Origin of the sequence: Leptothrix discophora (genome assembly GCF_030705305.1) — a bacterium.
Classification (GTDB): Bacteria; Pseudomonadota; Gammaproteobacteria; order Burkholderiales; family Burkholderiaceae_C; genus Sphaerotilus; species Sphaerotilus discophorus.
Genome location: NZ_JAUZEE010000001.1, coordinates 455259 through 477672, shown reverse-complemented (window position 1 = coordinate 477672; position 22414 = coordinate 455259). Strand labels below are relative to the sequence as shown.

General features: G+C 70.2%; 19 protein-coding genes. 8 read left to right on the top strand and 11 right to left on the bottom strand.

What is annotated here, in order from left to right; all coding sequences use genetic code 11:
• Positions 1-21: 21 nt before the first annotated feature.
• A complete protein-coding gene (locus Q8X39_RS02135; protein ID WP_305747977.1) occupies positions 22-1377 on the bottom strand; it encodes an MFS transporter in 1356 nt (451 codons plus the stop codon).
• 230 nt (positions 1378-1607) lie between these two features.
• On the opposite strand from Q8X39_RS02135, the gene Q8X39_RS02130 reads away from it, so the two are divergent.
• The 4 genes from Q8X39_RS02130 to Q8X39_RS02115 all read left to right on the top strand — a co-directional run bounded on the left by Q8X39_RS02130 (position 1608) and on the right by Q8X39_RS02115 (position 6047).
• Positions 1608-3026, top strand: coding sequence for a roadblock/LC7 domain-containing protein (locus Q8X39_RS02130; protein WP_305747976.1), 1419 nt, complete (start codon positions 1608-1610; stop codon positions 3024-3026).
• A 44-nt stretch (positions 3027-3070) separates the two neighbouring features.
• Positions 3071-4417 (top strand): hypothetical protein, encoded by a 1347-nt coding sequence (locus tag Q8X39_RS02125; protein ID WP_305747975.1) that lies wholly within the window; start codon positions 3071-3073, stop codon positions 4415-4417.
• Between the two features lie 116 nt (positions 4418-4533).
• Complete coding sequence (nadA, locus tag Q8X39_RS02120) at positions 4534-5661, top strand: quinolinate synthase NadA (protein WP_305747974.1); 1128 nt, start codon at positions 4534-4536, stop codon at positions 5659-5661.
• A 101-nt stretch (positions 5662-5762) separates the two neighbouring features.
• Complete coding sequence (locus Q8X39_RS02115; protein ID WP_305747973.1) at positions 5763-6047, top strand: late competence development ComFB family protein; 285 nt, start codon at positions 5763-5765, stop codon at positions 6045-6047.
• 15 nt (positions 6048-6062) lie between these two features.
• Here Q8X39_RS02115 and nadB read toward each other — a convergent pair whose 3' ends face one another.
• Entirely contained in the window at positions 6063-7688 is a 1626-nt protein-coding gene (gene nadB / locus Q8X39_RS02110) for an L-aspartate oxidase (protein WP_305747972.1), read from the bottom strand.
• Positions 7689-7877: 189 nt separating this feature from the next.
• Here nadB and Q8X39_RS02105 point away from each other — a divergent pair, with 189 nt between their 5' ends.
• Positions 7878-9128 (top strand): hypothetical protein, encoded by a 1251-nt coding sequence (locus tag Q8X39_RS02105; protein WP_305747971.1) that lies wholly within the window; start codon positions 7878-7880, stop codon positions 9126-9128.
• 66 nt (positions 9129-9194) lie between these two features.
• On the opposite strand, the gene clpB is transcribed toward Q8X39_RS02105, so the two are convergent.
• The 9 genes from clpB to Q8X39_RS02060 form a co-directional block, all read right to left on the bottom strand.
• Positions 9195-11786: an ATP-dependent chaperone ClpB gene (gene clpB / locus Q8X39_RS02100; protein WP_305747970.1), complete on the bottom strand. Its 2592-nt coding sequence runs from the start codon at positions 11784-11786 to the stop codon at positions 9195-9197.
• A 160-nt stretch (positions 11787-11946) separates the two neighbouring features.
• Positions 11947-12339, bottom strand: a complete 393-nt coding sequence (gene crcB / locus Q8X39_RS02095; RefSeq protein ID WP_305747969.1) for a fluoride efflux transporter CrcB — start codon at positions 12337-12339, stop codon at positions 11947-11949.
• Entirely contained in the window at positions 12336-12872 is a 537-nt protein-coding gene (locus Q8X39_RS02090; protein WP_305747968.1) for a molybdenum cofactor biosynthesis protein MoaE, read from the bottom strand. Before Q8X39_RS02090 ends, crcB begins: the two co-directional genes overlap by 4 nt.
• Positions 12873-12908: 36 nt before the next feature.
• Positions 12909-13160, bottom strand: a complete 252-nt coding sequence (locus tag Q8X39_RS02085; RefSeq protein WP_305748256.1) for a MoaD/ThiS family protein — start codon at positions 13158-13160, stop codon at positions 12909-12911.
• Positions 13161-13171: 11 nt separating this feature from the next.
• Entirely contained in the window at positions 13172-14452 is a 1281-nt protein-coding gene (locus Q8X39_RS02080; RefSeq protein ID WP_305747967.1) for a molybdopterin molybdotransferase MoeA, read from the bottom strand.
• Entirely contained in the window at positions 14442-14987 is a 546-nt protein-coding gene (mobB, locus tag Q8X39_RS02075; RefSeq protein ID WP_305747966.1) for a molybdopterin-guanine dinucleotide biosynthesis protein B, read from the bottom strand. The genes Q8X39_RS02080 and mobB overlap by 11 nt, the downstream gene beginning before the upstream one ends.
• A gap of 73 nt (positions 14988-15060) precedes the next feature.
• Positions 15061-16479, bottom strand: a complete 1419-nt coding sequence (gene thrC, locus Q8X39_RS02070) for a threonine synthase (RefSeq protein WP_305747965.1) — start codon at positions 16477-16479, stop codon at positions 15061-15063.
• Between the two features lie 8 nt (positions 16480-16487).
• Positions 16488-17798: a homoserine dehydrogenase gene (locus Q8X39_RS02065; protein WP_305747964.1), complete on the bottom strand. Its 1311-nt coding sequence runs from the start codon at positions 17796-17798 to the stop codon at positions 16488-16490.
• A gap of 96 nt (positions 17799-17894) precedes the next feature.
• On the bottom strand, positions 17895-19124 hold the full coding sequence (locus Q8X39_RS02060) for a pyridoxal phosphate-dependent aminotransferase (RefSeq protein WP_305747963.1): 1230 nt from the start codon (positions 19122-19124) through the stop codon (positions 17895-17897).
• Positions 19125-19241: 117 nt separating this feature from the next.
• On the opposite strand from Q8X39_RS02060, the gene Q8X39_RS02055 reads away from it, so the two are divergent.
• From Q8X39_RS02055 to Q8X39_RS02045, 3 genes are all read left to right on the top strand, one after another.
• Positions 19242-19613 carry an Mth938-like domain-containing protein gene (locus Q8X39_RS02055; RefSeq protein ID WP_305747962.1) on the top strand — a complete coding sequence of 124 codons (372 nt, stop codon included), beginning with the start codon at positions 19242-19244 and terminating at the stop codon, positions 19611-19613.
• Between the two features lie 151 nt (positions 19614-19764).
• A complete protein-coding gene (locus tag Q8X39_RS02050) occupies positions 19765-20244 on the top strand; it encodes a peroxiredoxin (RefSeq protein ID WP_305747961.1) in 480 nt (159 codons plus the stop codon).
• A 262-nt stretch (positions 20245-20506) separates the two neighbouring features.
• Positions 20507-22348 (top strand): PhoH family protein, encoded by a 1842-nt coding sequence (locus Q8X39_RS02045; RefSeq protein ID WP_305747960.1) that lies wholly within the window; start codon positions 20507-20509, stop codon positions 22346-22348.
• Positions 22349-22414: the final 66 nt, after the last annotated feature.

Sequence of the window (22414 nt, the reverse complement as noted above, 5' to 3'; positions counted from 1 at the left end):
TCGAACGGGCCTGCCTTGCGCTCAGGCAGACGCGACGGCAGCCGTCGCGGCGGTCCGTGCGGTATGTCGCCCGACCAGCGACGAGGCCAGCACCGCCGCCCCGAGCGCCAGGGCCGACCCGGCCAGCACGCCGGCCGGCTGGCCACGGTCGAGCAGCCAGCCAAAGATCGGCGCGGCGACCGAGAAGCCCAGGTCCAGGCCGGAATAGACCATGCCGTAGACCCGGCCCGATGCGTCCGGCGGTGCGGCCCGGCGGATCAGCATGTCGCGCGACGGTCCGGCCAGGCCGGTGCCGATGCCCGCCAGCGAGACCAGCGCGAGCGCCAGCCAGCCCGGCACCCAGGGCGTCGCGGCGACCAGCAGGAAGGTGGCCGCCAGCATCAGCGCGCGGGCGATCAGCGGCTCCAGCCGCTCGGCCCGCGCCAGCAGGAAGCCGCCCGCCACCATGCCCAGCGCGCCGCAGACCATGTAGGCGCTGACGACCCAGGCGGCCCACCGCAGCGGCACGTCGTGCAGCAGCTGCAGGGCGGGGCTGGCGAAGCTCTGGATCGCGGCCAGCGCGCTGGTCGTGAAGAAGAGGAAGGAGAAGCACAGCCAGACCGACGGCAGGCGCAGGAAGCCAAAGGTCGAGCCACCGGCGGTCGCCGCGGATGCCGCGGATGCCGCCTTCGCGGGGCTGGCGACCGCCGCAGGTGCTGGCGAGGACGCTGGAGAAGATGCCGGCGAGGGTCCCGGCGTAGGTACCGGCGAGCGGCGCAGCGCGGCGCGGTCGTCGAGGTCGTCGCGGCGCCACCAGACGATGGCCAGCACCAGCAGCGCGACGCCCGCCACCGCCGCGTAGGTCAGGCGCAGCGAGCCGGTCAGCGCGAACAGCTCGATCGAGAAGATCGGCGACAACGCCCAGCCCAGGTTGCCGCTGATGCCATGCACGGAATACGCGTGGCCCAGGCGCGGCGTCGAGACGCGCCGGTTGAGGATCGTGAAATCGACCGGGTGGAAGGGCGCGTTGCCAAGGCCGGCCAGCGCGGAGGCCATCATCAAACCGACATAACCGTCGGCGCTGGCCGCCAGCAGGGCCGCCGCGACAAAACACCCGAGCGCGCCGAACAACGCCGGCCGCGCGCCGATGCGGTCGACCAGGAAACCCGACAGGGCCTGCCCGATGCCGGATATCACGAAAAACACCGTGACCAGCAAACCGAGCTGCGAATAACTCAGGCCGAATTCACGCATGAAATGCGGGAACAGGGGCGGCAGCAGCAGGTGGAAGAAGTGCGAAGTGCCGTGTACCAGACCGACCAGGCCGATGGTCCGGGCGTCGCGGCGCAGCTCGTCGGCGGGACGGCCCGGCAGGGTGTCGGAGGCAATCGAGGACATCCCGGAATGATAGGAGCTGGGCCTGGCGGGCGGCGTTCAGGGGCCATCGTCGCGCCGCCGCCGCGTGGTGTGGCCTGGTGTGGCCTGGTGTTGCCAACTGTTTCGCCCGGACGTTTGCGGGCGTAACCCATGCGACTAAAGTACGGCCTGCCGGGGTCTCTCGCCGAGGGTTCCGGTGCCCCCCGGATGTCGATACCTGCCGAGAGCGTCGCCGCGAGAACGAGGAATTCATGCTGAAAAGCCTGTTTGGAGATTTGGCCCCGCTGCGTGAACCGGCCGAGCGACGCGAACCGCAACCCGACTTCGTCGCCACCGCGATACTCGAATCGGTCGCCGGCGAGGTCGATGACCGCGGCCAGATCGTCGACCGCAACCTGCGTGACCTGTTCGTGACCGGCTCGCCCGCCCAGGCGATGCGGGCGCACTTCGCCGGCACCCGGGAAGAACACGGCAGCGACCAGCGCATCATCAGCCTGCACGACCCGGCCCAGATGTGGGCGGCGGCCGTCATCAAGGCGCTGGCCGATGCCAGCGGCCAGCCGGTCGAACGCCTGCACCTGCGCGACCAGACCACGCTCAGCACGCTGGCCATGATCGAGCGCACGACCCTGCCGCGCCGCGCCGGCGACACGCTCAAGGTCTACCACGCCGACGTGCGCGGCCAGGGCGCCGACGTGACGGCGGTGCCTTTCGCGCTGATGGAACGTTCGGACCTGACCGCCGTCATCGTCGGCCCGCTGCCGCCGTCGGCGATCGACGAGATGCTGTCGCAGCTGCGCACGGCGATCGCCAGCGACACCTGGCACTGCCCCAACCTGCTGTTCCTGCTGCCGGTGGGCGCGGCCTGGATCGCCAACAAGATCGAGGCGATGGGCTGGCCGGCCGGCATGCAGGTCCACACGCTGGCCGAGCCGCTGACCAGCGCCAGCGCGGTCTGGAACAAGCTGCTGGCGCACTGGAACCAGCTCAAGAGCGGTCAGCCGGCCGCCGGCGGCAACGGGAACGGTTCCGGGGCCGGTGCCCGGCATGCCTCGGGCCCGACGGCCAGCCCGGCCGGCGCACGCGCCGATGCTGGGCCGAGCGGCTTCGGGCTGGCCTCGGCTTTCGCGCCAACCTATCCACCGGCCCTGAGCCCGGCGCCGCACAACGAGAGCGTCCACACCAACAACACGACCACGGTGCTGGTGGCGACGCCGGCCTATCCGTCGGCCGCCTCGGCCTACCCGAGCACCGGCGGTGCGGATGCGGGCGGTGCCGGCGACGCCTCGCGGCGCGCGCCCGACGGCCAGCGCGCGGCCAGCATCCTGCACGAGCTGATGCTGCTGGATGGCCTGATCTTCGCGGCGCTGGTCGACGTCAACACCGGCCAGGTCGTGGCCAGCGAAGGCCGCGGCCCGGACATCGACCGTGCCGCCGTGGCCGCCAGCGAGGTGCTGCGGGTGCACCGCCGCACGCTGCGCCAGATGGGCCATGCGCGGGTCAACGACCCGGTCGACGAGGTGCTGGTGACGGCCGGCAGTCGCTACCACATCCTGCGCACGCTGCAGGCGCACCCGGACTACTTCATCCTGGCCGTGCTCGACAAGCTGCGCAGCAACCTGGCCATGACGCGCTTCCGGATCATGGAAGCGCAGCAGGTCCTGAACTGAAACTCGACCGTCCCGCCTTGAACGGCGCCGATCCGAGGCCGGCGATGTCCGCCACACCAGACGATCCCGACGCCCGAAGTTCGCAGCCCGCCCGCGTGCGGCTGCTGCGGCGCGAGCTGCGCACCACCGAACAAGCGCCGGACGCACCACCGCTGGCCCGCGTGTTCGGCACCGCGCCGGCCGCCGAACATGCCTGGGTCGTGATCTGGGATGCCTCGCGAAGCTGGCCGGCGCTGTCGATGGTCGACCTGGCCGAGGCCGGCAGCGGCCTGCTGACCGACCTGTCGCTGCGCCGTGAAGGCCAGCTTGCACCGCTGCTGCATGCCGAACACGCCGAGCTGCGCGTCGACGGCCGGCCCACCAGCGTGCTGCTGCTGCGGACCCTGCCGCACCACACGCCGTCGATGAAGCTGGCGCTGTCGCTGATGCGGCAGGCCGACCGCCTGGTCGTGATGGCCGGCGGCACCACCGACCATGAATGGCAGCAGGTGCTCGAGAACGCGCTGCCCGAAGACGGCTGGCAAGGGCCGGCCTGGCAGGTCGCCGTACCGGTCGAGCATCCGACCCGCGCCGCACGCCTGCGACGCCACGCCTGGCCGGGTGGCGTGCGGGCGCAGGCCTTCGACTGGCCACGCGCCGGTCGCAGCCACTGGAGCCTGGACCTGCTGCGGCGGGTCCTGCTGGAACCGGTCGGCGCGGTCGCGGTGGCCGAGCCGACGCGCCCGGCCGTCCGTGCCCCGGTGGCCATCCCCCTGAATCCGATGAACCCGGCCGGTGCGCACACCGGTCCCGACATGGAGTCCCGCGTGTCCCGTTCAAAACCCCACCGCCCGGCCCTCCAGCGTGCGCTCGGCCCGGCCCTCGCCCGCGAGACGAGCCAGGCCGGACCGGCCAGCGCGGCGGTCGTGTCGCTGGCGGCCTGCGCACCTTCCGCGCAAACATCCGCCCAGACGTCCGCCCAGACGTCCGCCCAGACATCCTCACCAACTTCCGCCCCGACATCCGCACCCGCCACCTTGCCCCCGCTGGGCCCGCCCGACCGCCTGCACGAGGCCGCCTGCAGGCAGCTGATCGGCGTGCCCGGCGTGCGCGCCTGCGCCGTGCTGCGTCTGGCCGATGCGGCCGTGCTGACCCAGCAGGGCGACACCGCCTGGCTGGCCGACGGAGCGGCCGAGACCGGCCGCGTCGCCCGGGGCTGGCGCCAGGACCCGGCCCAGCCCGTGGCAACGCCCGATGCCCTCAGCTGGACCCATGCCAGCCGCCAGCACCTGCTGCTGCGCCTGCCCGACGACGGCCGCGATCTGGCCCTGCTGGCGCTGTCTGACCCGGCCGCCACCGATGCGGCCGAACTGCGCTGGATGGCCACCGTGGCCCGAAACGCCCTGGCCTGAACCGGCCCGCCTGCTGGGCTAGCATGCCGGCCCGGTCGGGTTCGCCAGCCTGTCGAACCCGTTCCACCCGAGCCCGCCCCGCCGCTTGCCGCCGCCTTCCGTCGTCTGCCCCCGCCATGACCACCGCCTCCCCCGCTTCCGCCACCGCCCAGTACGACTACGACCAGCAGGACGCCAGCGGCGCCACTTGCACGGCGCATGCCTGGGCCAAGGTCCCGGCCCCGCTGACGCCGGTCCAGCGTCGCGAACTGAAGGCGCGCGCGGCCGAGCTGCTGCGAGCCCGCGGCGCGGTGCTGGTCGCGCACTACTACGTCGACGGCGACCTGCAGGACCTGGCGGTCGAGACGGGTGGCTGCGTGTCCGACTCGCTGGAGATGGCCCGCTTCGGCCGCGACCATTCGGCGCAGACACTGGTCGTCGCCGGCGTGCGCTTCATGGGCGAGAGCGCCAAGATCCTGTCACCGGCCAAGCGGGTGCTGATGCCCGACCTGGACGCGACCTGCTCGCTCGACCTGGGCTGTCCTTCGGATGCCTTCAACGCCTTCTGCGACGCCCATCCGGACCGCACCGTGGTGGTCTACGCCAACACCAGCGCGGCGGTGAAGGCACGTGCCGACTGGATGGTCACCAGCAGCTGCGCGCTGCCGATCGTGCGCCACCTGCATGCCCAGGGCCGCAAGATCCTGTGGGCACCGGACCGCCACCTCGGTGGCTACATCCAGCGCGAGACCGGCGCCGACATGCTGATGTGGAACGGCGCCTGCATCGTGCACGACGAGTTCAAGGGCCTGGAGCTGGAGCTTCTGAGGCGCGAGCACCCGAAGGCGAAGATCCTGGTCCACCCGGAGTCGCCCCAGCAGGTGGTCGAACAGGCCGACGTGGTCGGCTCGACCGCCCAGCTGCTCAAGGCGGTGATCGAGCTGGACGCGCGCGAGTTCATCGTCGCGACCGACAACGGCATGTTCCACCGCATGCGCCAGGCCGCGCCGGGCAAGGTGCTGATCGAGGCCCCGACCGCCGGCAACGGCGCAACGTGCAAGAGCTGCGCGCACTGCCCCTGGATGGCGATGAACGCGCTGCAGGGCGTGATCGACTGCCTGGCGCAGGGCCAGGGCGAGATCCTGGTTGACGAGCCGATCCGCAGCCGGGCCGAGGGCTGCATCCGCCGCATGCTGGACTTCGTCGCGGCCCAGCCAGCGGCAGCGATCGCGCAGCCGATGGCCACGGGCATGGGCGCGGCCTGAGCAGGCCGTCACGGTCGAGCGGCGCGGCTTGCGGGTTTGTTCAAGTCCGGCGCCACGCCGCCGATAAGGCCGACAGACAGACCTCTGCGGAACCGCCTGCCATGACGCCCGACTTCAGCTCCGTGCACAACCACTACGAACGACCGGTATTCGACGCCGTCGCCCGCATGGCGCCGAACTACCCCTACCTGAGCGAGGAGCAGCTGCCCGATGTGGCCTGCGTGGCGCTCAACCGGCTCGGCGCGCGCTACATCCGCCACACCGTCGACCTGGCCTTCTACCTGACCGAGAAGGAACGCCTGTCGATGGAACAGACCATCAGCGACGCGGTCAGCTTCGCCTTCGAGTTCGTGCAGGCCCGCATCGCCATGCGCGCCCGTCGCTGACGACGGAGCGCTGGCTCAACCGGCGTCGATCGAGCGGCGTCGCGCCTCGCGCACCAGGATGGTCGGGAAGCTCACCGGCAGCGTGTCCGGAAAGTCGCGGCTGAAATGCAGCCCGCGGCTCTCGTGGCGCATCAGCGCCGAGCGCACGATCAGCTCGGCGCAGTCGACCAGGTTGCGCAGCTCCAGCAGGTCGCGGTTGACGCGGAAGTTCTTGTAGTAGTCGTCGATCTCGCTGCGCAGGAACTCGATGCGGTGCAGCGCCCGCTCCAGCCGGCGGGTGGTCCGCACGATGCCGACGTAGTTCCACATCAGCAGGCGCAGCTCGTCCCAGTTGTGCGAGATGACGACCTGCTCGTCGGCATCCTCGACCTTGCTCTCGTCCCAGGCCGGCAGCGTCGGCCGCGGCTCGTCCGGCCGGGCCAGGATGGACTCGGCGCAGGTCCGCCCCAGCACCACGCATTCCAGCAGCGAATTGCTGGCCAGCCGGTTGGCACCGTGCAGGCCGGTGTAGGTCGTCTCGCCGACCGCGTAGAGGCCCGGCAGGTCGGTGCGGCCGTGCAGGTCGGTGACCACGCCGCCACAGGTGTAGTGCGCCGCCGGCACGACCGGGATCGGCTGCTTCGCGATGTCGATGCCCAGCGCGAGGCAGCGCGCGTGGATGGTCGGGAAATGCTCGAGCAGGAAAGCCTCGCCCAGGTGCGTGGCATCGAGCCACACATGGTCCAGGCCGTGGCGCTTCATCTCGAAGTCGATCGCCCGCGCCACCACGTCGCGCGGCGCCAGCTCGGCGCGCTCGTCGTGGTGCGGCATGAAGCGCGTGCCGTCGGGCAGGCGCAGCAGGCCGCCCTCCCCGCGCAGCGCCTCGGTGATCAGGAAGCTGCGGTCCTGCGGGTGGTAGAGGCAGGTCGGGTGGAACTGAATGAACTCCATGTTGCCGACCCTGCAGCCGGCCCGCCAGGCCATCGCGATGCCGTCGCCGGTGGAGGTGTCGGGGTTGGTCGTGTAGCGGTAGACCTTGCCGGCACCGCCGCTGGCCAGCACGACCGCGCCGGCCGGCAGCGTCTCGACCCGGCGGCTGTCGATGTCCAGCGCATAGACGCCGTAGCAGCGCGGGGCCTCGTTGCGGCGCACGTGGCGCGAGGTGATCAGGTCGACCGCCATCCAGCGCGCCCGCAGCGAGATGCGCGGGTGCTGGCGGACCTCCGCCAGCAGCGCCTCATGGATCGCCCGCCCGGTCGCGTCGGCGGCATGGGCGATGCGGCGCACCGCATGGCCGCCCTCGCGCGTCAGGTGCAGGCCCAGCGGGCCTTCCGGATCGGGCGAGAACGGCACGCCGCGGTCGACCAGCCAGCTGACGGCCTCGGCGCTGCGCTCGGCGATGAAGCGCGCAGTGTGCTCGTCGACCAGGCCGGCGCCAGCCTCCTGCGTGTCGCGCACGTGGCTGTCGACGCTGTCGTCGTCGCCCAGCACGCCGACGATGCCGCCCTGTGCCCAGGCGGTCGCCGACTCTTCCAGGTTGCGCTTGGCCAGCACGACCACGTCCAGGCCCTCCTGGGCCAGGTGCAGGGCGACGGTCAGGCCGGCCAGCCCGGCGCCGATGATGACGACGGGCAGACCATTGGAAACGGGGGTGGAGCTCATGAAGCGGCTTTTGCGCGACACCTCTGGAGCGGTCCGGAATGTCCGCCTGGGTTCGTCGCTGTCGGTGGGGGCCGGATGATAGGATGACCGAATGTAAACAAATGCAGCAGCGCGGATCGGCCCTTCCGATCGCCTTGCGCCCTGCGGCAGTACCCAGCGCAAGGTCCACCCGGGCCTGGAGGCACAGGCATGAACCGTCCGCTCGAACTGCCACCACGCCGACGCGCTGACAGCGGCCCGGACACCCGCCCCTCCGGCCTGTCGACCTTCGGCCACCTGCCGGACGCCGGCCCCGACAGCCAGATCCACACCATGATCGCCCCGAACCCGGGCGACTACCTCGGCGAGCGGCCCGACATCGGTCGCGCGGTCGGCAACCAGACGCGTGAGCTGTTCGTCTCCTGCGAGGTCGGCGATGCGCTGCAGCAGCAGTTCGACCACCTCCAGCCGGCCTACATCGCCCTGCACGACCTCGCCTGCCACGCGGCCAGCCACCTGCTGCACGCCGTCGGCGCGGCGGCCGGGCGGCCGGTCCAGCGCCTGGTGATCCGCCGCCAGGGCTATGGCACGACGCTGGCCAGCCTTGAGTTCGTCGACTGCCCGACCAGCAACCAGGGCGTGGTGCGCACCTACAGCACCGATGCCGACACCGACACCCAGTCCCGCACGGCGCTGACCCGCGTGCTGCTGAGCCGGGCCACGCTCTCGGTCGTGATGATGGGCGACCTGCCCAGCCACGCCGTGCCCGAGCAGCTGCAGCCGCTGCGCGAGCTGCTGTTCAGCCCGGCATGGGAATGCCCGCACCTGCAGCTGATGCCGCTGGCACCGGCCACCGCGGTCGCGCTGAAGTCGGTCGCCGGTGGCCTGACCGCCGGGGCCGGCGTGCAGACCCGGCTGGCGCCGATGGTCAGCCGCCCGGCCGAGGCCTGGGCCTACCTGAGCGCGACCTGGAACCACATCCAGGCCCAGTTGCATCCGGACGGCCAGGGCCTGTCCCTGCTGGACAACCTGGCGCCGGCGCGCGAGGTCCGCCAGCCCATGCCCGACACCCGCAGCGGCACCCCGCGCCCCCGTCCGCTGGAGCGCTTCGTGCACGAGGTCAGCGCCCTGCCCGGCGTGCGCGACATCTGCCTGTTCGAGGTCTCGACCAGCCGCGTGCTCGCCCATGCCGGCGTCCACCCCAGCCCGACCGAGCTGGCGCGGCGCGGCACGCTGCTGCTGGCCGCCGCGGCCAGCAACCGCAAGCAGCTGGGGCTGGAGGGTCCAGCCGACGAACTGCTGCTGATGGGTGGCCTGCAGGCCCAGGGCCTGCGGATGCTGCACAGCCAGCCCGGCATCGCGATGCACGTCCTGTTCACGCCGACCCAGTCGGACTGGCCGCAGCTGCGTCCGAAGCTGATGGCGCTGGACGCCGCGCTGCCGCGCAGTCCGGTGATCTGAGGCCCCTCGCCCAGCGGGTACGCCGGGCGATCCCCCGAGGGGATGCCGCCCGGCTTGGGGCGGCGGTCAGTGCACCGTGCGCCCGAACTCGAAGCTGCCGTCCGCGGCCAGGTTCACCGGCACGACGTCCTTCGGCCCGAAGCGGCCTTCGAGGATCAGCCGCGCGACCGGGTTCTCGATGCGCTGCTGGATCGCGCGCTTGAGCGGGCGGGCACCGAACAGCGGGTCGAAGCCGACCTTGGCGAGTTCGGCCAGCGCCTCGGGCGAGACCTCCAGCGCCATCTCCATCTTCGCCAGCCGGCCTTCCAGCGCCTTGAGCTGGATCTTCGCGATGGCCTCGATGTGGGTCTGGTCGAGCGCGTGGAAGACCACCGTCTCGTCGATCCGGTTGAGGAACTCGGGGCGGAAGTGCTGCTTGACCTCCTCCCAGACCGCCTCGCGGATGACCTCGCTGTCCTGCCCGGCCATCTGCATGATCAGGTGCGAGCCGAGGTTGCTGGTCATCACGATCACGGCGTTCTTGAAGTCGACCGTGCGGCCCTGGCCATCCGTCAGCCGGCCATCGTCGAGCACCTGCAGCAGCACGTTGAAGACGTCCGGGTGGGCCTTCTCGACCTCGTCGAGCAGGATCACGCTGTAGGGCTTGCGCCGCACCGCCTCGGTCAGGTAGCCGCCCTCGTCGTAGCCGACGTAGCCGGGCGGCGCGCCGATCAGGCGCGAGACCGAGTGCTTCTCCATGAACTCGCTCATGTCGATGCGGATCATGTGCTCCTCGCTGTCGAACAGGAAGCCTGCCAGCGCCTTGCACAGCTCGGTCTTGCCCACGCCGGTCGGGCCCAGGAAGAGGAAGCTGCCGAGCGGCCGGTTCGGGTCCGACAGGCCGGCGCGCGAACGCCGGATCGCGTTGGCGACCGCGACGATCGCCTCCTGCTGGCCGACCACGCGCTCGTGCAGGCGGCCTTCCATCTTCAGCAGCTTGTCGCGTTCACCCTGCATCAGCTTGGACACCGGGATGCCGGTGGCGCGGGAGACCACCTCGGCAATCTCCTCGGCGCCCACCATCGTGCGCAGCAGCTGCGGCCGGCCGGTGCCCTTCTTGCTGGTCTCGGCGTCCTGCGACGCCTTCAGGCGCTTCTCGATCTCGGGCAGGCGGCCGTACTGCAGCTCGGCGACCTGGTCAAAATTGCCCTTGCGGGTCAGGTCCTCGATCTGCGAGCGGATGCGGTCACGCTCGGCCAGCAGGTCCTCGCTGCCCAGCGCAGCGGCCTTCTCGCTCTTCCAGATCTCGTCGAGGTCGTTGAGCTCGCGCTGGAGCTTGAGCATCTCGTCCTCGATCAGGTCGAAGCGCCGCACCGAGGCCTCGTCCTTTTCCTTGCGCACGGCCTCGCGCTCGATCTTCAGCTGGATCAGCCGGCGGTCGAGCTTGTCCATCGCCTCGGGCTTGCTGTCCTTCTCGATCTTGATCTTGGCCGCGGCCTCGTCGATCAGGTCGATCGCCTTGTCGGGCAGGAAGCGGTCGGTGATGTAGCGGTGGCTCAGTTCGGCCGCCGCGACGATCGCCGGATCGGTGATCTCCACGCCGTGGTGGACCTCGTACTTTTCCTGCAGGCCGCGCAGGATGGCCACCGTCGCCTCGACGCTGGGCTCGTCGACCAGCACCTTCTGGAAGCGGCGTTCGAGCGCAGCGTCCTTCTCGACGTACTTGCGGTACTCGTCCAGCGTGGTCGCGCCGATGCAGTGCAGCTCGCCGCGTGCGAGCGCCGGCTTGAGCATGTTGCCGGCGTCGATCGCGCCTTCGGCCTTGCCCGCACCGACCATGGTGTGCAGCTCGTCGATGAACAGGATGATGCGGCCCTCGTCCTGGGCGACTTCCTTGAGCACCGACTTCAGGCGCTCCTCGAACTCGCCGCGGAACTTGGCGCCCGCCAGCAGGCCGGCCATGTCCAGCACCAGCACGCGCTTGTTCTTCAGCGACTCGGGCACTTCGCCGTTGACGATGCGCTGGGCCAGGCCCTCGACGATCGCGGTCTTGCCCACGCCCGGCTCGCCGATCAGCACCGGGTTGTTCTTGCTGCGCCGCTGCAGCACCTGGATGGCGCGACGGATCTCGTCGTCGCGGCCGATGACCGGGTCGAGCTTGCCCAGGCGGGCCCGCTCGGTCAGGTCCAGCGTGTACTTCTTGAGTGCCTCGCGCTGGCCTTCGGCCTCGGCCGAATCGACCTTCTGGCCGCCGCGCACCGCGTCGATCGCGGCTTCGAGCGACTTGCGCGAGAGGCCATGACCGCGCACCACGCCGCCGATGTCGTTGCGGGCATCGGCCAGCGCGAGCAGGAACATCTCGCTGGCGATGAAGGGGTCGCCGCGCTGGCCGGCTTCCTTCTCGGTCGCCTGCAGCAGCTGCATCAGGTCGCGGCCGGGCTGGATCGGGCCGCCGCCCTGCACGCTCGGGTAGCCCTTGACGAGGGTGTCCATCGCGGTCTTGAGCGCGGCCACGTCGGCACCGGCGCGTTCGAGCAGCGCACGCGGGCCATCCGGCTGGGCCAGCATGGCGGCCAGCAGGTGGGCGGGTTCGATGTAGGGGTTGTCGCGGGCGACGGCCAGGCTCTGGGCGTCGGCGAGCGATTGCTGGAAAGCGGTGGTGAGCTTGTCGAGACGCATGGGGATGTCCTCCGATTGCTGCAGGACATGAGGCGAGCCCGGATCATTTCAAGCCTGGCCGCCGCCATCGAGCGGTGCGATGCGCCGCGTTTGCACTGCGTTTGCGCCGCGTTTGCGCTGCATCAAGCCGGGACGGCCGACGGCCGCGCCGCGCGGAACTTCAGGCCGACGGCCAGATCGCGCGGGCCAGCGCGACACCGGCCGCCGCCGCCGCCAGCGAAGCCAGCACATGCGCCAGCGTGTGCGCCAGCGCCCAGCCGTGGCGGCCGGCCTGCAGCAGCGCGAGCGACTCCGCCGAGAACGACGAGAAGGTCGTGAAGCCGCCCAGCACGCCGGTGACCAGCAGCAGCCGCAGCAGCGGATCGGGCCAGCGCTGCAGCCCCACCAGGGTCACGCCGATCAGCAGGCCGCCGACCACGTTGACCAGCCAGGTGCCGAGCGGAAAGCCCTTGAAGACCGGGTTGAAGACGACGCCGACCTGCCAGCGCGCCAGCGCGCCGAAGGCGGCGCCGCCGGCCACGGCGGCGGCTTCCAGCAGGCCCGGTCCGCTCACGAAGGCAGACCCGGCAGCGTGGCCGCACCGGATGCCGCGCCGGCCTCGGCGTTCGACGTCTTCAGGCCCCAGCGGCGCGCCGCCGCGTCGTCGCTGACGCGGGCGTCGACCCAGCGCGCGCCCTCGGGCGTGGTTTCCTTCTTCCAGAACGGTGCCTCGGACTTGAGGTAGTCCATCAGGAACTCGCAGGCCTGGAAGGACTGGCCCCGGTGCGCCGAGCTGACGGCCACCAGGACGATCTGGTCGAGCGCTTGAAGCAGGCCGACGCGGTGGATGACACGCGCGGCGCGGATGTCGAAGCGGCGCAGGGCCTCGTCGATCATGGCCTCGATGGCGCGTTCGGTCATGCCGGGGTAGTGCTCCAGCTCCATGGTCGAGATGCCGTGGATGCCGGCGCCGTCGTCGCGGTCGCGCACCGTGCCGACGAAGCTCGTGACCGCGCCGACGCCGCCGTCCCCGGCGCGCAGCGCAGCCACCTCGGCGCCGAGGTCGAAGTCGGCGGTCTGGATCGTGACGCGCGGGGTGCTGGCCATGTCGGGCTCCGGATGGGTGCGGGCGAGGCGGCCGGATCAGCCGCCGGTCACGGGCGGGAAGAAGGCCAGCTCGACACCGTCGGACAGCTCGACGGCCTCGGTCACCATGGCCTGGTCGAGCGCGGCGCGCACGGCGCGGCCACGGGCCAGCGCGCTGGCATGGGCACCGCCCCGGGCGATCAGCAGGTCCCGGACCTGGGCGACCGTCGCGGGCGCGGCCAGTTCGAGCGTCTCGCCCGGCCCGAGGGCTTCGCGCAGGGCGGCGAAATAGCGCAGCTGGATCTTCATGCGGGGATGGCTCATTCGGTGAACGGGATGAAGCGCACGGTGTCGCCACGCGCGATGGTCTGGCCGCCCGGGTTGTCGACCAGGCCGTCGGCCCACCCGGCCGAGGTCAGCACGCCGGAGCTCTGGTTCGGGAACAGGTCCAGGCCGCCGCGCTCGTTCAGGCGCGCGCGCAGGAACTCGCGCCGCGGGTCGGCACGCGGCCAGTCGAAGTCGGCCCGCAGCGGAAACGCCTTGGGGGCCAGCGCGGTCGCGCCCTGCAGGCGCAGGATCACCGGCCGGACCATCAGCAGGCAGGTCACGAAGCTGGAGACCGGGTTGCCCGGCAGGCCGATGAACCACGCGCCCAGGTGGCGGTCGGCATCGGGCGCATCGACGGCCCGTCGCACGCTGCCGAAGGCCAGCGGCTTGCCCGGCTTCATCGCGATCTGCCACAGGTGCAGACGGCCTTCGGCCTCGACGGCCGGCTTGATGTGGTCTTCCTCGCCGACCGAGACGCCGCCCGAGGTCAGGATCAGGTCATGCGACTGGGCCGCCTCGCGCAGCGCCGCACGGGTGTCGGCCAGCCGATCCGGGACGATGCCCAGGTCGGTGACCTCGCAGCCCATCCCTTCCAGCAGCGCCCTCAGCGTGTAGCGGTTGGAGTTGTAGATCGCGCCAGGGCGCAGCGGCTCGCCGGGCATGACCAGTTCGTCGCCGGTCGAGAACAGCGCGACGCGCGGACGCGGTGCCACCGCCAGCCGCGCAGCGCCGACCGACGCCGCCAGCCCCAGCGCCGCCGCGTTCAGGCGCGCACCGGCCTGCAGCACGGTGCTGCCCGTGCGCACGTCCTCGCCCTGGCGGCGGATCCACTGGCCGGCCCCAGGCCGGGCCAGGATGACGACGTGGCCGAGGCTGCCGTCGTCGGCCGGCTCATGGCGGGTCTGTTCCTGCATCACGACCGCGTCGGCCCCGGCCGGGATCTGCGCGCCGGTGAAGACCCGCGCGGCCGTGCCCGGCTGCAGCGGCTGGCCGACCACGCCGGCGGGGATGCGCTGGCCGATGCGCAGCCGGGACACGTCGTCGGACAGGTCGGCCACGCGCAGGGCGTAGCCGTCCATCGAGGTGTTGTCGGCTGGCGGCACGTCCAGCAGCGAACGCACGTCCTCGGCCAGCACGCGGCCGCGGGCGGCAAAGGTCGACACGGTCTCGCGCCGCGAGGCCGGCAGCGGCTGCACGGTGGTGAGCAGCCGAGCAAGGGCCTCGTCGAGCGGCAGCAGCGGCGCGGCGGGGCGGCGGGCAGGTTCAGTCGACATGCGGGGCAGGCTCGTAGTCATGGCGTCGCGGATCTTGCAACAGGTGGTCGACGATCTGCTCGGGCCGGTCCAGATCCAGCACCGGCAGCCCGGTTGGCACCGGCAGCGGCTCGCCGGCCTTGGCGGCCACGGCGATGACGTGCGCGTCGCCCCGTGCATAGAGCGGCAGCCCGTCCGAACCGCCGCGCCAGACCTCGATCTTGTGCAGGCTGGCGTGCTTGAAGCCTTCGACCAGCACCCAGTGCGCCGGTCCCAGGTCGATCAGCTCGGCCAGCATCTGGTGCACGTCCAGCGCCTCGGGCGACTCGAACTCGCGCACCTTGGCCAGCCGGTGGTCGTTGGCGATGACGACCTCGAAGGCGCCGGCCTGGCGATGCCGCCAGCTGTCCTTGCCCGGCAGGTCGATGTCGAAGCGCTTGTGCGCATGCTTGACCACCGAGACCCGCAGGCCACGGGCCTTGAAGGCGGCGATCAGTCCTTCGGCCAGGGTCGTCTTGCCCGAGCCGGAAGGACCGCAGAGACCGACGACGCGCATGGGGCGGGATCCGGTTCGGGAAGGATGGCCGTGAGGTGGACCGCGGCACGGGCCGCGACCCGTGCCGTCTGCTTCACAGGATGACGTGAGCCTCGATGTAGCGCTGCACCGTGGCGGTGTCGGCCGGCACGACCTGGAAGCGCTTCGGGCGAGATTCCAGGTCGGCCAGATGGGCCGGACGCGGCGCATGCACCGCATCGCCGAGCGCCTCGGTGATCGTGGCCTCGAACTTGGCCGGCAGCGCGGTCTCCAGCACGATCATCGGGATGCCGTCCTGGCGGTGCTCGCGCGCCACCTTCAGGCCATCGGCCGTGTGGGTGTCGACCAGCACGCCGTGGGCCTGCCAGGTCGCCTGGATCGTCGCCAGCCGGTCGGCGTGGGTGCTGCGCCCGGCCACGAAGCCGTAGCCCGCCACCCGAGCGAACTCGTCGGCCGACAGCGTGAAGGCCCCGTCGCGCGACAGGGCCGCGCCGAACAGCGACTGCGTGCGCGCACCGTCGCGGCCCAGCAGGTCGAACACGAAGCGCTCGAAGTTGCTGGCCTTGGAGATGTCCATCGACGGGCTGGAGGTCTCCCAGGTCTCGGCACTGCCGCGAACCCGGTAGGTGCCGGTGCGGAAGAACTCTTCCAGCACGTTGTTCTCGTTGGTCGCCACCACCAGCTGCGCGATCGGCAGGCCCATCATGCGGGCGACGTGGCCGGCGCAGACATTGCCGAAGTTGCCGCTCGGCACGGTGAAGCTGACGCGCTCGTCGTTCGTCGTGGTGGCCTGGAAGTAGCCCGCAAAGTAGTAGACGACCTGGGCCAGCAGCCGGGCCCAGTTGATCGAGTTGACCGTGCCGATGCGGTAGCGGCGCTTGAAGGCCAGGTCGTTGGAGACCGCCTTGACGATGTCCTGGCAGTCGTCGAACACGCCCTCGACCGCGAGGTTGTGGATGTTGGCGTCCTGAAGGCTGAACATCTGGGCCTGCTGGAACGGGCTCATGCGGCCATGCGGGCTGAGCATGAAGACGTTGACGCCGCGCTTGCCGCGCATGGCGTGCTCGGCCGCGCTGCCGGTGTCGCCCGAGGTCGCGCCGAGGATGTTGAGGCTCTCGCCGCGCCGGTCCAGTTCGTACTCGAACAGGTTGCCCAGCAGCTGCATGGCCATGTCCTTGAAGGCCAGCGTCGGGCCGTTGGACAGGGCTTCCAGCGCCAGGCCGGGTTCCAGCGGCTTGAGCGGCACGATGGCGGCGCTGCCGAACACCTCGGCGGTGTAGGTCTTGCGCACCAGCATGCGCAGGTCCTCGGCCGGGATGTCGTCGATGTAGAGCGACAGGATCTCGAAGGCCAGGTCGGCATAGGACAGGCCGCGCCAGGCCGCCAGCATGGCCGCATCGACGTGCGGATAGCGGACCGGCAGGTAGAGGCCGCCGTCGGGCGCCAGGCCTTCCAGCAGGATCTCGGAGAAGCCGCGCAGGGTCTGGTCGCCGCGGGTGCTGATGTACTTCATGGTCGGCCTCAGGCGAGTTCTTCCTTGCGCAGGCTGACGATCGGCGCGAGCACCGTCGGCAGGGCCTGCATCTGGACCAGCGCCGCGCGCATGCGGCCCTCGACGGTCTCGTGCGTCAGGATGATGACGTCGGTGGAGTTCTCGCCCTCGGCCGACTCGCGCTGCAGCACCGCGTCGATCGAGATGTCCGACTCGGCCAGGATGCGCGTGATGGCGGCCAGCACGCCCTTCTGGTCGGCCACCTGCAGGCGCAGATAGAAGGAGGTCACGACCTGGTCGATCGCGACGATGGGCGTGGCATGCAGCTCGTCGGGCTGGAAGGCCAGGTGCGGCACGCGCTGTTCCGGGTCGGCGGTGTGCAGGCGGGTGATGTCGACCAGGTCGGCAATGACCGCGCTGGCGGTCGGCTCGCTGCCGGCGCCCTTGCCGTAGTAGAGCGTCGTGCCCACCGCATCGCCCTGCACCATCACCGCGTTCATCGCGCCTTCGACGTTGGCGATCAGGCGCTTGCTGGGCACCAGCGTCGGGTGCACGCGCAACTCGATGCCGGCGGCCTGGCGGCGCGCGATGCCCAGCAGCTTGATGCGGTAGCCGAGCTGTTCGGCATAGCGGATGTCGGCGGCCTGCAGCTTCGTGATGCCCTCGACGTGGGCCCGATCGAACTGGACCGGGATGCCAAAGGCCAGCGCGCTCATCAGGGTGGCCTTGTGGGCCGCATCCACGCCCTCGATGTCGAAGGTCGGATCGGCCTCGGCATAGCCCAGCCGCTGCGCTTCCTTCAGGACCACCTCGAAGTCGAGGCCCTTGTCGCGCATCTCGCTGAGGATGAAGTTGGTGGTGCCGTTGATGATGCCGGCGACCCACTGGATCTGGTTGGCGGTCAGGCCCTCGCGCAGGGCCTTGATGATCGGGATGCCACCGGCCACGGCGGCCTCGAAGGCCACCATCACGCCCCTGTCGCGGGCGGCCGCGAAGATCTCGGTGCCGTGCACCGCCAGCAGCGCCTTGTTGGCGGTGACGACGTGCTTGCCGGCGGCGATGGCCTCGAGCACCAGCTCGCGCGCCAGCGTGTAGCCGCCGATCAGCTCGACGACGATGTCGATCTCGGGGTTGCGGATGATGTCGCGCGGGTCGGCGACGACCTGCGCATGGTCGCCGACGATCTCGCGGGCCTTGGCTAGGTCACGGCGCGAGACCATCACCAGCTCGATGCCGCGACCGGCGCGACGCTTGATCTCTTCTTGGTTGCGACGCAGCACCTCGAAGACGCCGCTACCGACGGTACCGATGCCGAGCAGGCCGACTTTGATGGGTTTCATGACAGCGAGACGCAGAGCGCCAGGTTCTAGGACAGAGGCAGGAAGGATGGCGAGGCGTGCCGCTTGCGAGCGGCACCGCCCAGGCCCGGCACGCGCTCAGCGGCCGTGGCGGCGACGGAAGCCGTCGAGGAAGCGGGCGATGCGCGTGACCGCATCGGTCAGGTCGTCCGAGTTCGGCAGGAACACGAGCCGGAAGTGGTCCGGCGTCGGCCAGTTGAAGCCGGTGCCCTGCACGATCAGGACCTTCTCCTCGGCCAGCAATTCGTAGGCGAAGGCCTGGTCGTCCGAGATCGGGTAGAGCTTCGGGTCGAGCCGCGGGAACATGTAGAGCGCGCCCTTGGGCTTGACGCAGCTGACGCCGGGGATGTCGGTCAACAGCTTGTGCGCGAGGTCACGCTGGCGGCACAGCCGGCCGGTCGGCGCGACCAGGTCCTTGATGCTCTGGTAGCCGCCCAGCGCCGTCTGGATCGCCAGCTGGCCGGGCGTGTTGGCGCACAGGCGCATGGAGGCCAGCATGGTCAGGCCCTCGATGTAGTCGCGGGCATGGCGCTTGTCGCCCGAGACGACCATCCAGCCGGCCCGGTAGCCGCAGGAGCGGTAGTTCTTGCTCAGGCCGTTGAAGGTCAGCGTCAGCACGTCGTCGCACAACGAGGCAATGCTGGTGTGGGTGTGGCCGTCGTAGAGCGTCTTGTCGTAGATCTCGTCGGCAAAGATGATGAGCTGGTGCTCGCGCGCCACCTCGATCAGCTCCAGCAGCAGGCTGTCCGGGTAGAGCGCGCCCGTCGGGTTGTTCGGGTTGATCACCACGATCGCCTTGGTGCGCGGCGTGATCTTGGCCTTGATGTCGCCGATGTCCGGGTACCACTCGCTCTGCTCGTCGCACTGGTAGTGCACCGGGCGGCCACCGGACAGCGCCACGACAGCGGTGTAGAGCGGGTAGTCGGGCGAGGGGATCAGCACCTCGTCGCCGTCGTCGAGCAGCGCGTTCATGCTCATCGCGATCAGCTCGGAGGCGCCGTTGCCGAGGTAGACGTCGTCCACCGTCACGCCCTTGACGCCCTTCTCCTGCGTGTAGTGCACCACCGACTTGCGTGGCGCGAACAGGCCCTTGCTGTCGGTGTAGCCGGCCGAATGCGGCATGTTGCGGATCATGTCCTGCACGATCTCGTCGGGCGGCTCCAGCCCGAACACGGCGAGGTTGCCGATGTTGAGCTTGATGATCTTGTGGCCTTCTTCCTCCATCTGGCGGGCCTTCTCCAGCACCGGGCCACGGATGTCGTAGCACACGTTGGCGAGCTTGCTGGACTTGGCGACGGGCTTGAGCACGAGGTCTCCTGATGGGCGGCCGCAACCGGCAACCACGGACCCTTCCGAGCGCTGCCTGAGGCACAAAGCATAGAATTTTAGCCCCAGCCCAAGGGCGCTCCTGGTCATCTCCGCACCGTGAAGTTCCAACCCGAACGCCTCGACGGCGTCAACGCGATCCAGGCCAGCACCTCGACCCAGGTGACCGTCAACCAGCAGGTCTGGACCACCAGCGTCAGGGTTCCCTGGCAGGGCGAGATCACCGCCTGGCCCTGCGCCAGGGTCGAGGACCTGACGGTCGGCCAGTTCGAGTCGCTGCTGGCCTTGCAGCCCGAGGTCGTGATCGTCGGTACCGGCGCCCGGCACCAGTTCGTGTCGCCGCGCCTGAGCCACCCGCTGCTGACGCGCGGCATCGGCGTCGAGAGCATGGACACGGCTGCGGCCTGCCGCACCTACAACATCCTGATCGGCGAAGGCCGTCGCGCCGTCGCGGTGCTTTTGCTGGATTGAGCCGATCACCACGGGCATCCCGCGCGTCGAAAGCCTCCTGTCAGCACCCGATCAGGCGGTGCCATGACCCGCGAACGGGGCCCGGACGGTTCCAGCGTTTTATAATGACGGGATTGCACTCGACCGAGTGCTATTCCAGATAGAACGCTGCATGACGCCTGCTCTCAACAAAGCCCTGCCGGACATCGACGCCAACGCCACGGGAGGCGTCAAGTTCACGTCGCAAGCCTTCCTGGGCAAGGCCGTGGTGCTGTACTTCTACCCGAAGGACAACACGCCGGGTTGTACCACCGAAGCGATGCAGTTCCGGGACCAGCACCAGGAGTTCAAGGACGCCGGTGCGGTGGTCTTCGGCGTGTCGCGCGACAACATGGCCTCGCACGACAAGTTCAAGCAGAACCTTGAACTGCCCTTCGAGTTGATCGCCGACACCGAAGAGAAGCTCTGCCACATGTTCGGCGTGGTCAAGAACAAGATCATGTATGGCAAGAAGGTCAAGGGCATCGAGCGCTCGACCTTCCTGATCGACGCTGAAGGCGTGCTGCGTGCCGAATGGCGCGGCATCAAGGTCGCCGGCCATGTCGAGGAAGTCCTCAAGGCCGTGCGCGAACTCAACATCACCACCGCCTGACCGGGCGCGTGGTGGCGGTCCGGGGCACCCGCCAGGTGCTTCCGCGTCACGGTTCGGACGGGTGCTGCAGCAGTCTCACCCTTCGCACCGGGGCCACGTTCACCGCAGTTTTGCCCATGCATAATGGGCTCATGCCTGCGACGACCAGATCGCACCCCATGACAAAGCCGCCCAGCTTGCTGCGCGGCTTTTTTGTTGTCGCGCCGGTTCCCGTCCCCGCCAACCGGCGCGTTCTGTCCTCAGCCCGCGAAGCCTGAACTCGATGCCTCTGCCTCAACCTCCCGCCAAACGCGGCGCTGTCCTCGACCCCAGCCAGTACGACGCGCAGTCCGCGCCCCGCAGCAGCCGTCGCACGGCATCGGCCAGCCGGTCCGATGGGGCCGACAGCCTCACCGCCAGCGCCGGCACCGGCGCCGTCCTGGAACTGAAGGCCCCCGAAGCCGCCCTGGCGGCTGCGCCGACCGAGGCGACGGCCGTCGCCGCGCCGGCCAAGGCGCCCCGCGCCAAGTCGGTCAAGGCCGCGACAACCCCCGCCAAGACCGCCGCCGCGCAGCCCGCCAAGGCCGCTTCGCCGGCCGTGGTCCAGCCGCCCGCCCTGCCCGCTCCGGCACCGGTCGCCACGCGCGCCGGCCAGGGTGCCTCGCCGACGTCCCGCAGTGCTGCCAGCGCCGGTTCGACCCGCGCCCGCAAGCCGCGCTCGACCGGTCCGGCCAAGCTGTTCGTGCTCGACACCAACGTGCTGATGCACGACCCGATGTCGATCTTCCGCTTCGAGGAGCACGACATCTACCTGCCGATGATCACGCTCGAGGAACTCGACGGCCACAAGAAGGGCATGAGCGAGGTCTCGCGCAACGTGCGCCAGGTCAGCCGAGAGCTCGACGCGCTGGCCGCCAGCCTGGACGAGAACGGCAAGCTCGACGCCGCCGACGGCATCGCCCTGGCCAAGACCGGCCACCGCGAGGCCGGCGGCAAGCTCTACTTCCAGACCACCTTCCTGGACATCAAGCTGCCCGACGGCCTGCCGCAGGGCAAGGCCGACAACCAGATCCTGGGCGTGGTGCAGAGCCTGCGCGGGGCCATGCCCGAGCGCGAGGTCGTGCTGGTGTCCAAGGACATCAACATGCGCATCAAGGCCCGCGCGCTGGGCCTGCCCGCCGAGGACTACTTCAACGACAAGACGCTGGAAGACGGCGACCTGCTCTACACCGGCGTGATGCCGCTGCCGTCCGACTTCTGGGAGCGCCACGGCAAGACCATGGAGAGCTGGCAGCAGGGCGGCTCGACCTACTACCGCATCAGCGGACCGCTGGTGCCGGTGCTGATGGTCAACCAGTTCGTCTACCTCGAGACCCCCGGCAACGCTGCGCTGTATGCCAAGGTCACCGAGATCACCGGCAAGACCGCCGTGCTGAAGACGCTGAAGGACTACACCCACGCCAAGCATGCGGTCTGGGGCGTGTCGGCCCGCAACCGTGAGCAGAACTTCGCGCTCAACCTGCTGATGGATCCGGACTGCGACTTCATCACGCTGACCGGCACCGCCGGCACCGGCAAGACGCTGATGACGCTGGCCTCGGGCCTGGCGCAGGTGCTCGACGACCGCCGCTACTCCGAGATCATCGTGACCCGCGTGACCGTGCCGGTCGGCGAGGACATCGGCTTCCTGCCCGGCAACGAGGAAGAGAAGATGGGGCCGTGGATGGGCGCGCTGGACGACAACCTCGAGGTCCTGGCCCGCGGTGACAGCGCCGCCGGCGAATGGGGCCGTGCGGCCACCAACGACCTCGTGCGCAGCAAGATCAAGATCAAGAGCCTGAACTTCATGCGCGGGCGCACCTTCCTGAACAAGTTCGTCATCATCGACGAGGCCCAGAACCTCACGCCCAAGCAGATGAAGACGCTGGTGACGCGCGCCGGTCCGGGCACCAAGATCGTCTGCCTGGGCAACCTCGCGCAGATCGACACGCCTTACCTGACCGAAGGCAGCTCGGGCCTGACCTTTGCGGTCGACCGCTTCAAGGGCTGGCCGCATGCCGGCCACATCACGCTGGCACGCGGCGAGCGTTCGCGCCTGGCCGACTTCGCCTCCGACGTGCTCTGACGCACACCCGGGCGTACCTGGCCCTGCTTGCAAGACCGGCTCCGGCCGGTCTTGCCGTTTCTGGAG

Bases quoted from the DNA above. Each gene is read 5' to 3' on its own strand.
- Q8X39_RS02135 (WP_305747977.1), bottom strand. From the start codon at position 1,377: ATGTCCTCGATTGCCTCCGACACCCTGCCGGGCCGTCCCGCCGACGAG.
- Q8X39_RS02130 (WP_305747976.1), top strand. From the start codon at position 1,608: ATGCTGAAAAGCCTGTTTGGAGATTTGGCCCCGCTGCGTGAACCGGCC.
- Q8X39_RS02125 (WP_305747975.1), top strand. From the start codon at position 3,071: ATGTCCGCCACACCAGACGATCCCGACGCCCGAAGTTCGCAGCCCGCC.
- nadA (WP_305747974.1), top strand. From the start codon at position 4,534: ATGACCACCGCCTCCCCCGCTTCCGCCACCGCCCAGTACGACTACGAC.
- Q8X39_RS02115 (WP_305747973.1), top strand. From the start codon at position 5,763: ATGACGCCCGACTTCAGCTCCGTGCACAACCACTACGAACGACCGGTA.
- nadB (WP_305747972.1), bottom strand. From the start codon at position 7,688: ATGAGCTCCACCCCCGTTTCCAATGGTCTGCCCGTCGTCATCATCGGC.
- Q8X39_RS02105 (WP_305747971.1), top strand. From the start codon at position 7,878: ATGAACCGTCCGCTCGAACTGCCACCACGCCGACGCGCTGACAGCGGC.
- clpB (WP_305747970.1), bottom strand. From the start codon at position 11,786: ATGCGTCTCGACAAGCTCACCACCGCTTTCCAGCAATCGCTCGCCGAC.
- Q8X39_RS02090 (WP_305747968.1), bottom strand. From the start codon at position 12,872: ATGGCCAGCACCCCGCGCGTCACGATCCAGACCGCCGACTTCGACCTC.
- Q8X39_RS02085 (WP_305748256.1), bottom strand. From the start codon at position 13,160: ATGAAGATCCAGCTGCGCTATTTCGCCGCCCTGCGCGAAGCCCTCGGG.
- Q8X39_RS02080 (WP_305747967.1), bottom strand. From the start codon at position 14,452: ATGTCGACTGAACCTGCCCGCCGCCCCGCCGCGCCGCTGCTGCCGCTC.
- mobB (WP_305747966.1), bottom strand. From the start codon at position 14,987: ATGCGCGTCGTCGGTCTCTGCGGTCCTTCCGGCTCGGGCAAGACGACC.
- thrC (WP_305747965.1), bottom strand. From the start codon at position 16,479: ATGAAGTACATCAGCACCCGCGGCGACCAGACCCTGCGCGGCTTCTCC.
- Q8X39_RS02065 (WP_305747964.1), bottom strand. From the start codon at position 17,798: ATGAAACCCATCAAAGTCGGCCTGCTCGGCATCGGTACCGTCGGTAGC.
- Q8X39_RS02050 (WP_305747961.1), top strand. From the start codon at position 19,765: ATGACGCCTGCTCTCAACAAAGCCCTGCCGGACATCGACGCCAACGCC.
- Q8X39_RS02045 (WP_305747960.1), top strand. From the start codon at position 20,507: ATGCCTCTGCCTCAACCTCCCGCCAAACGCGGCGCTGTCCTCGACCCC.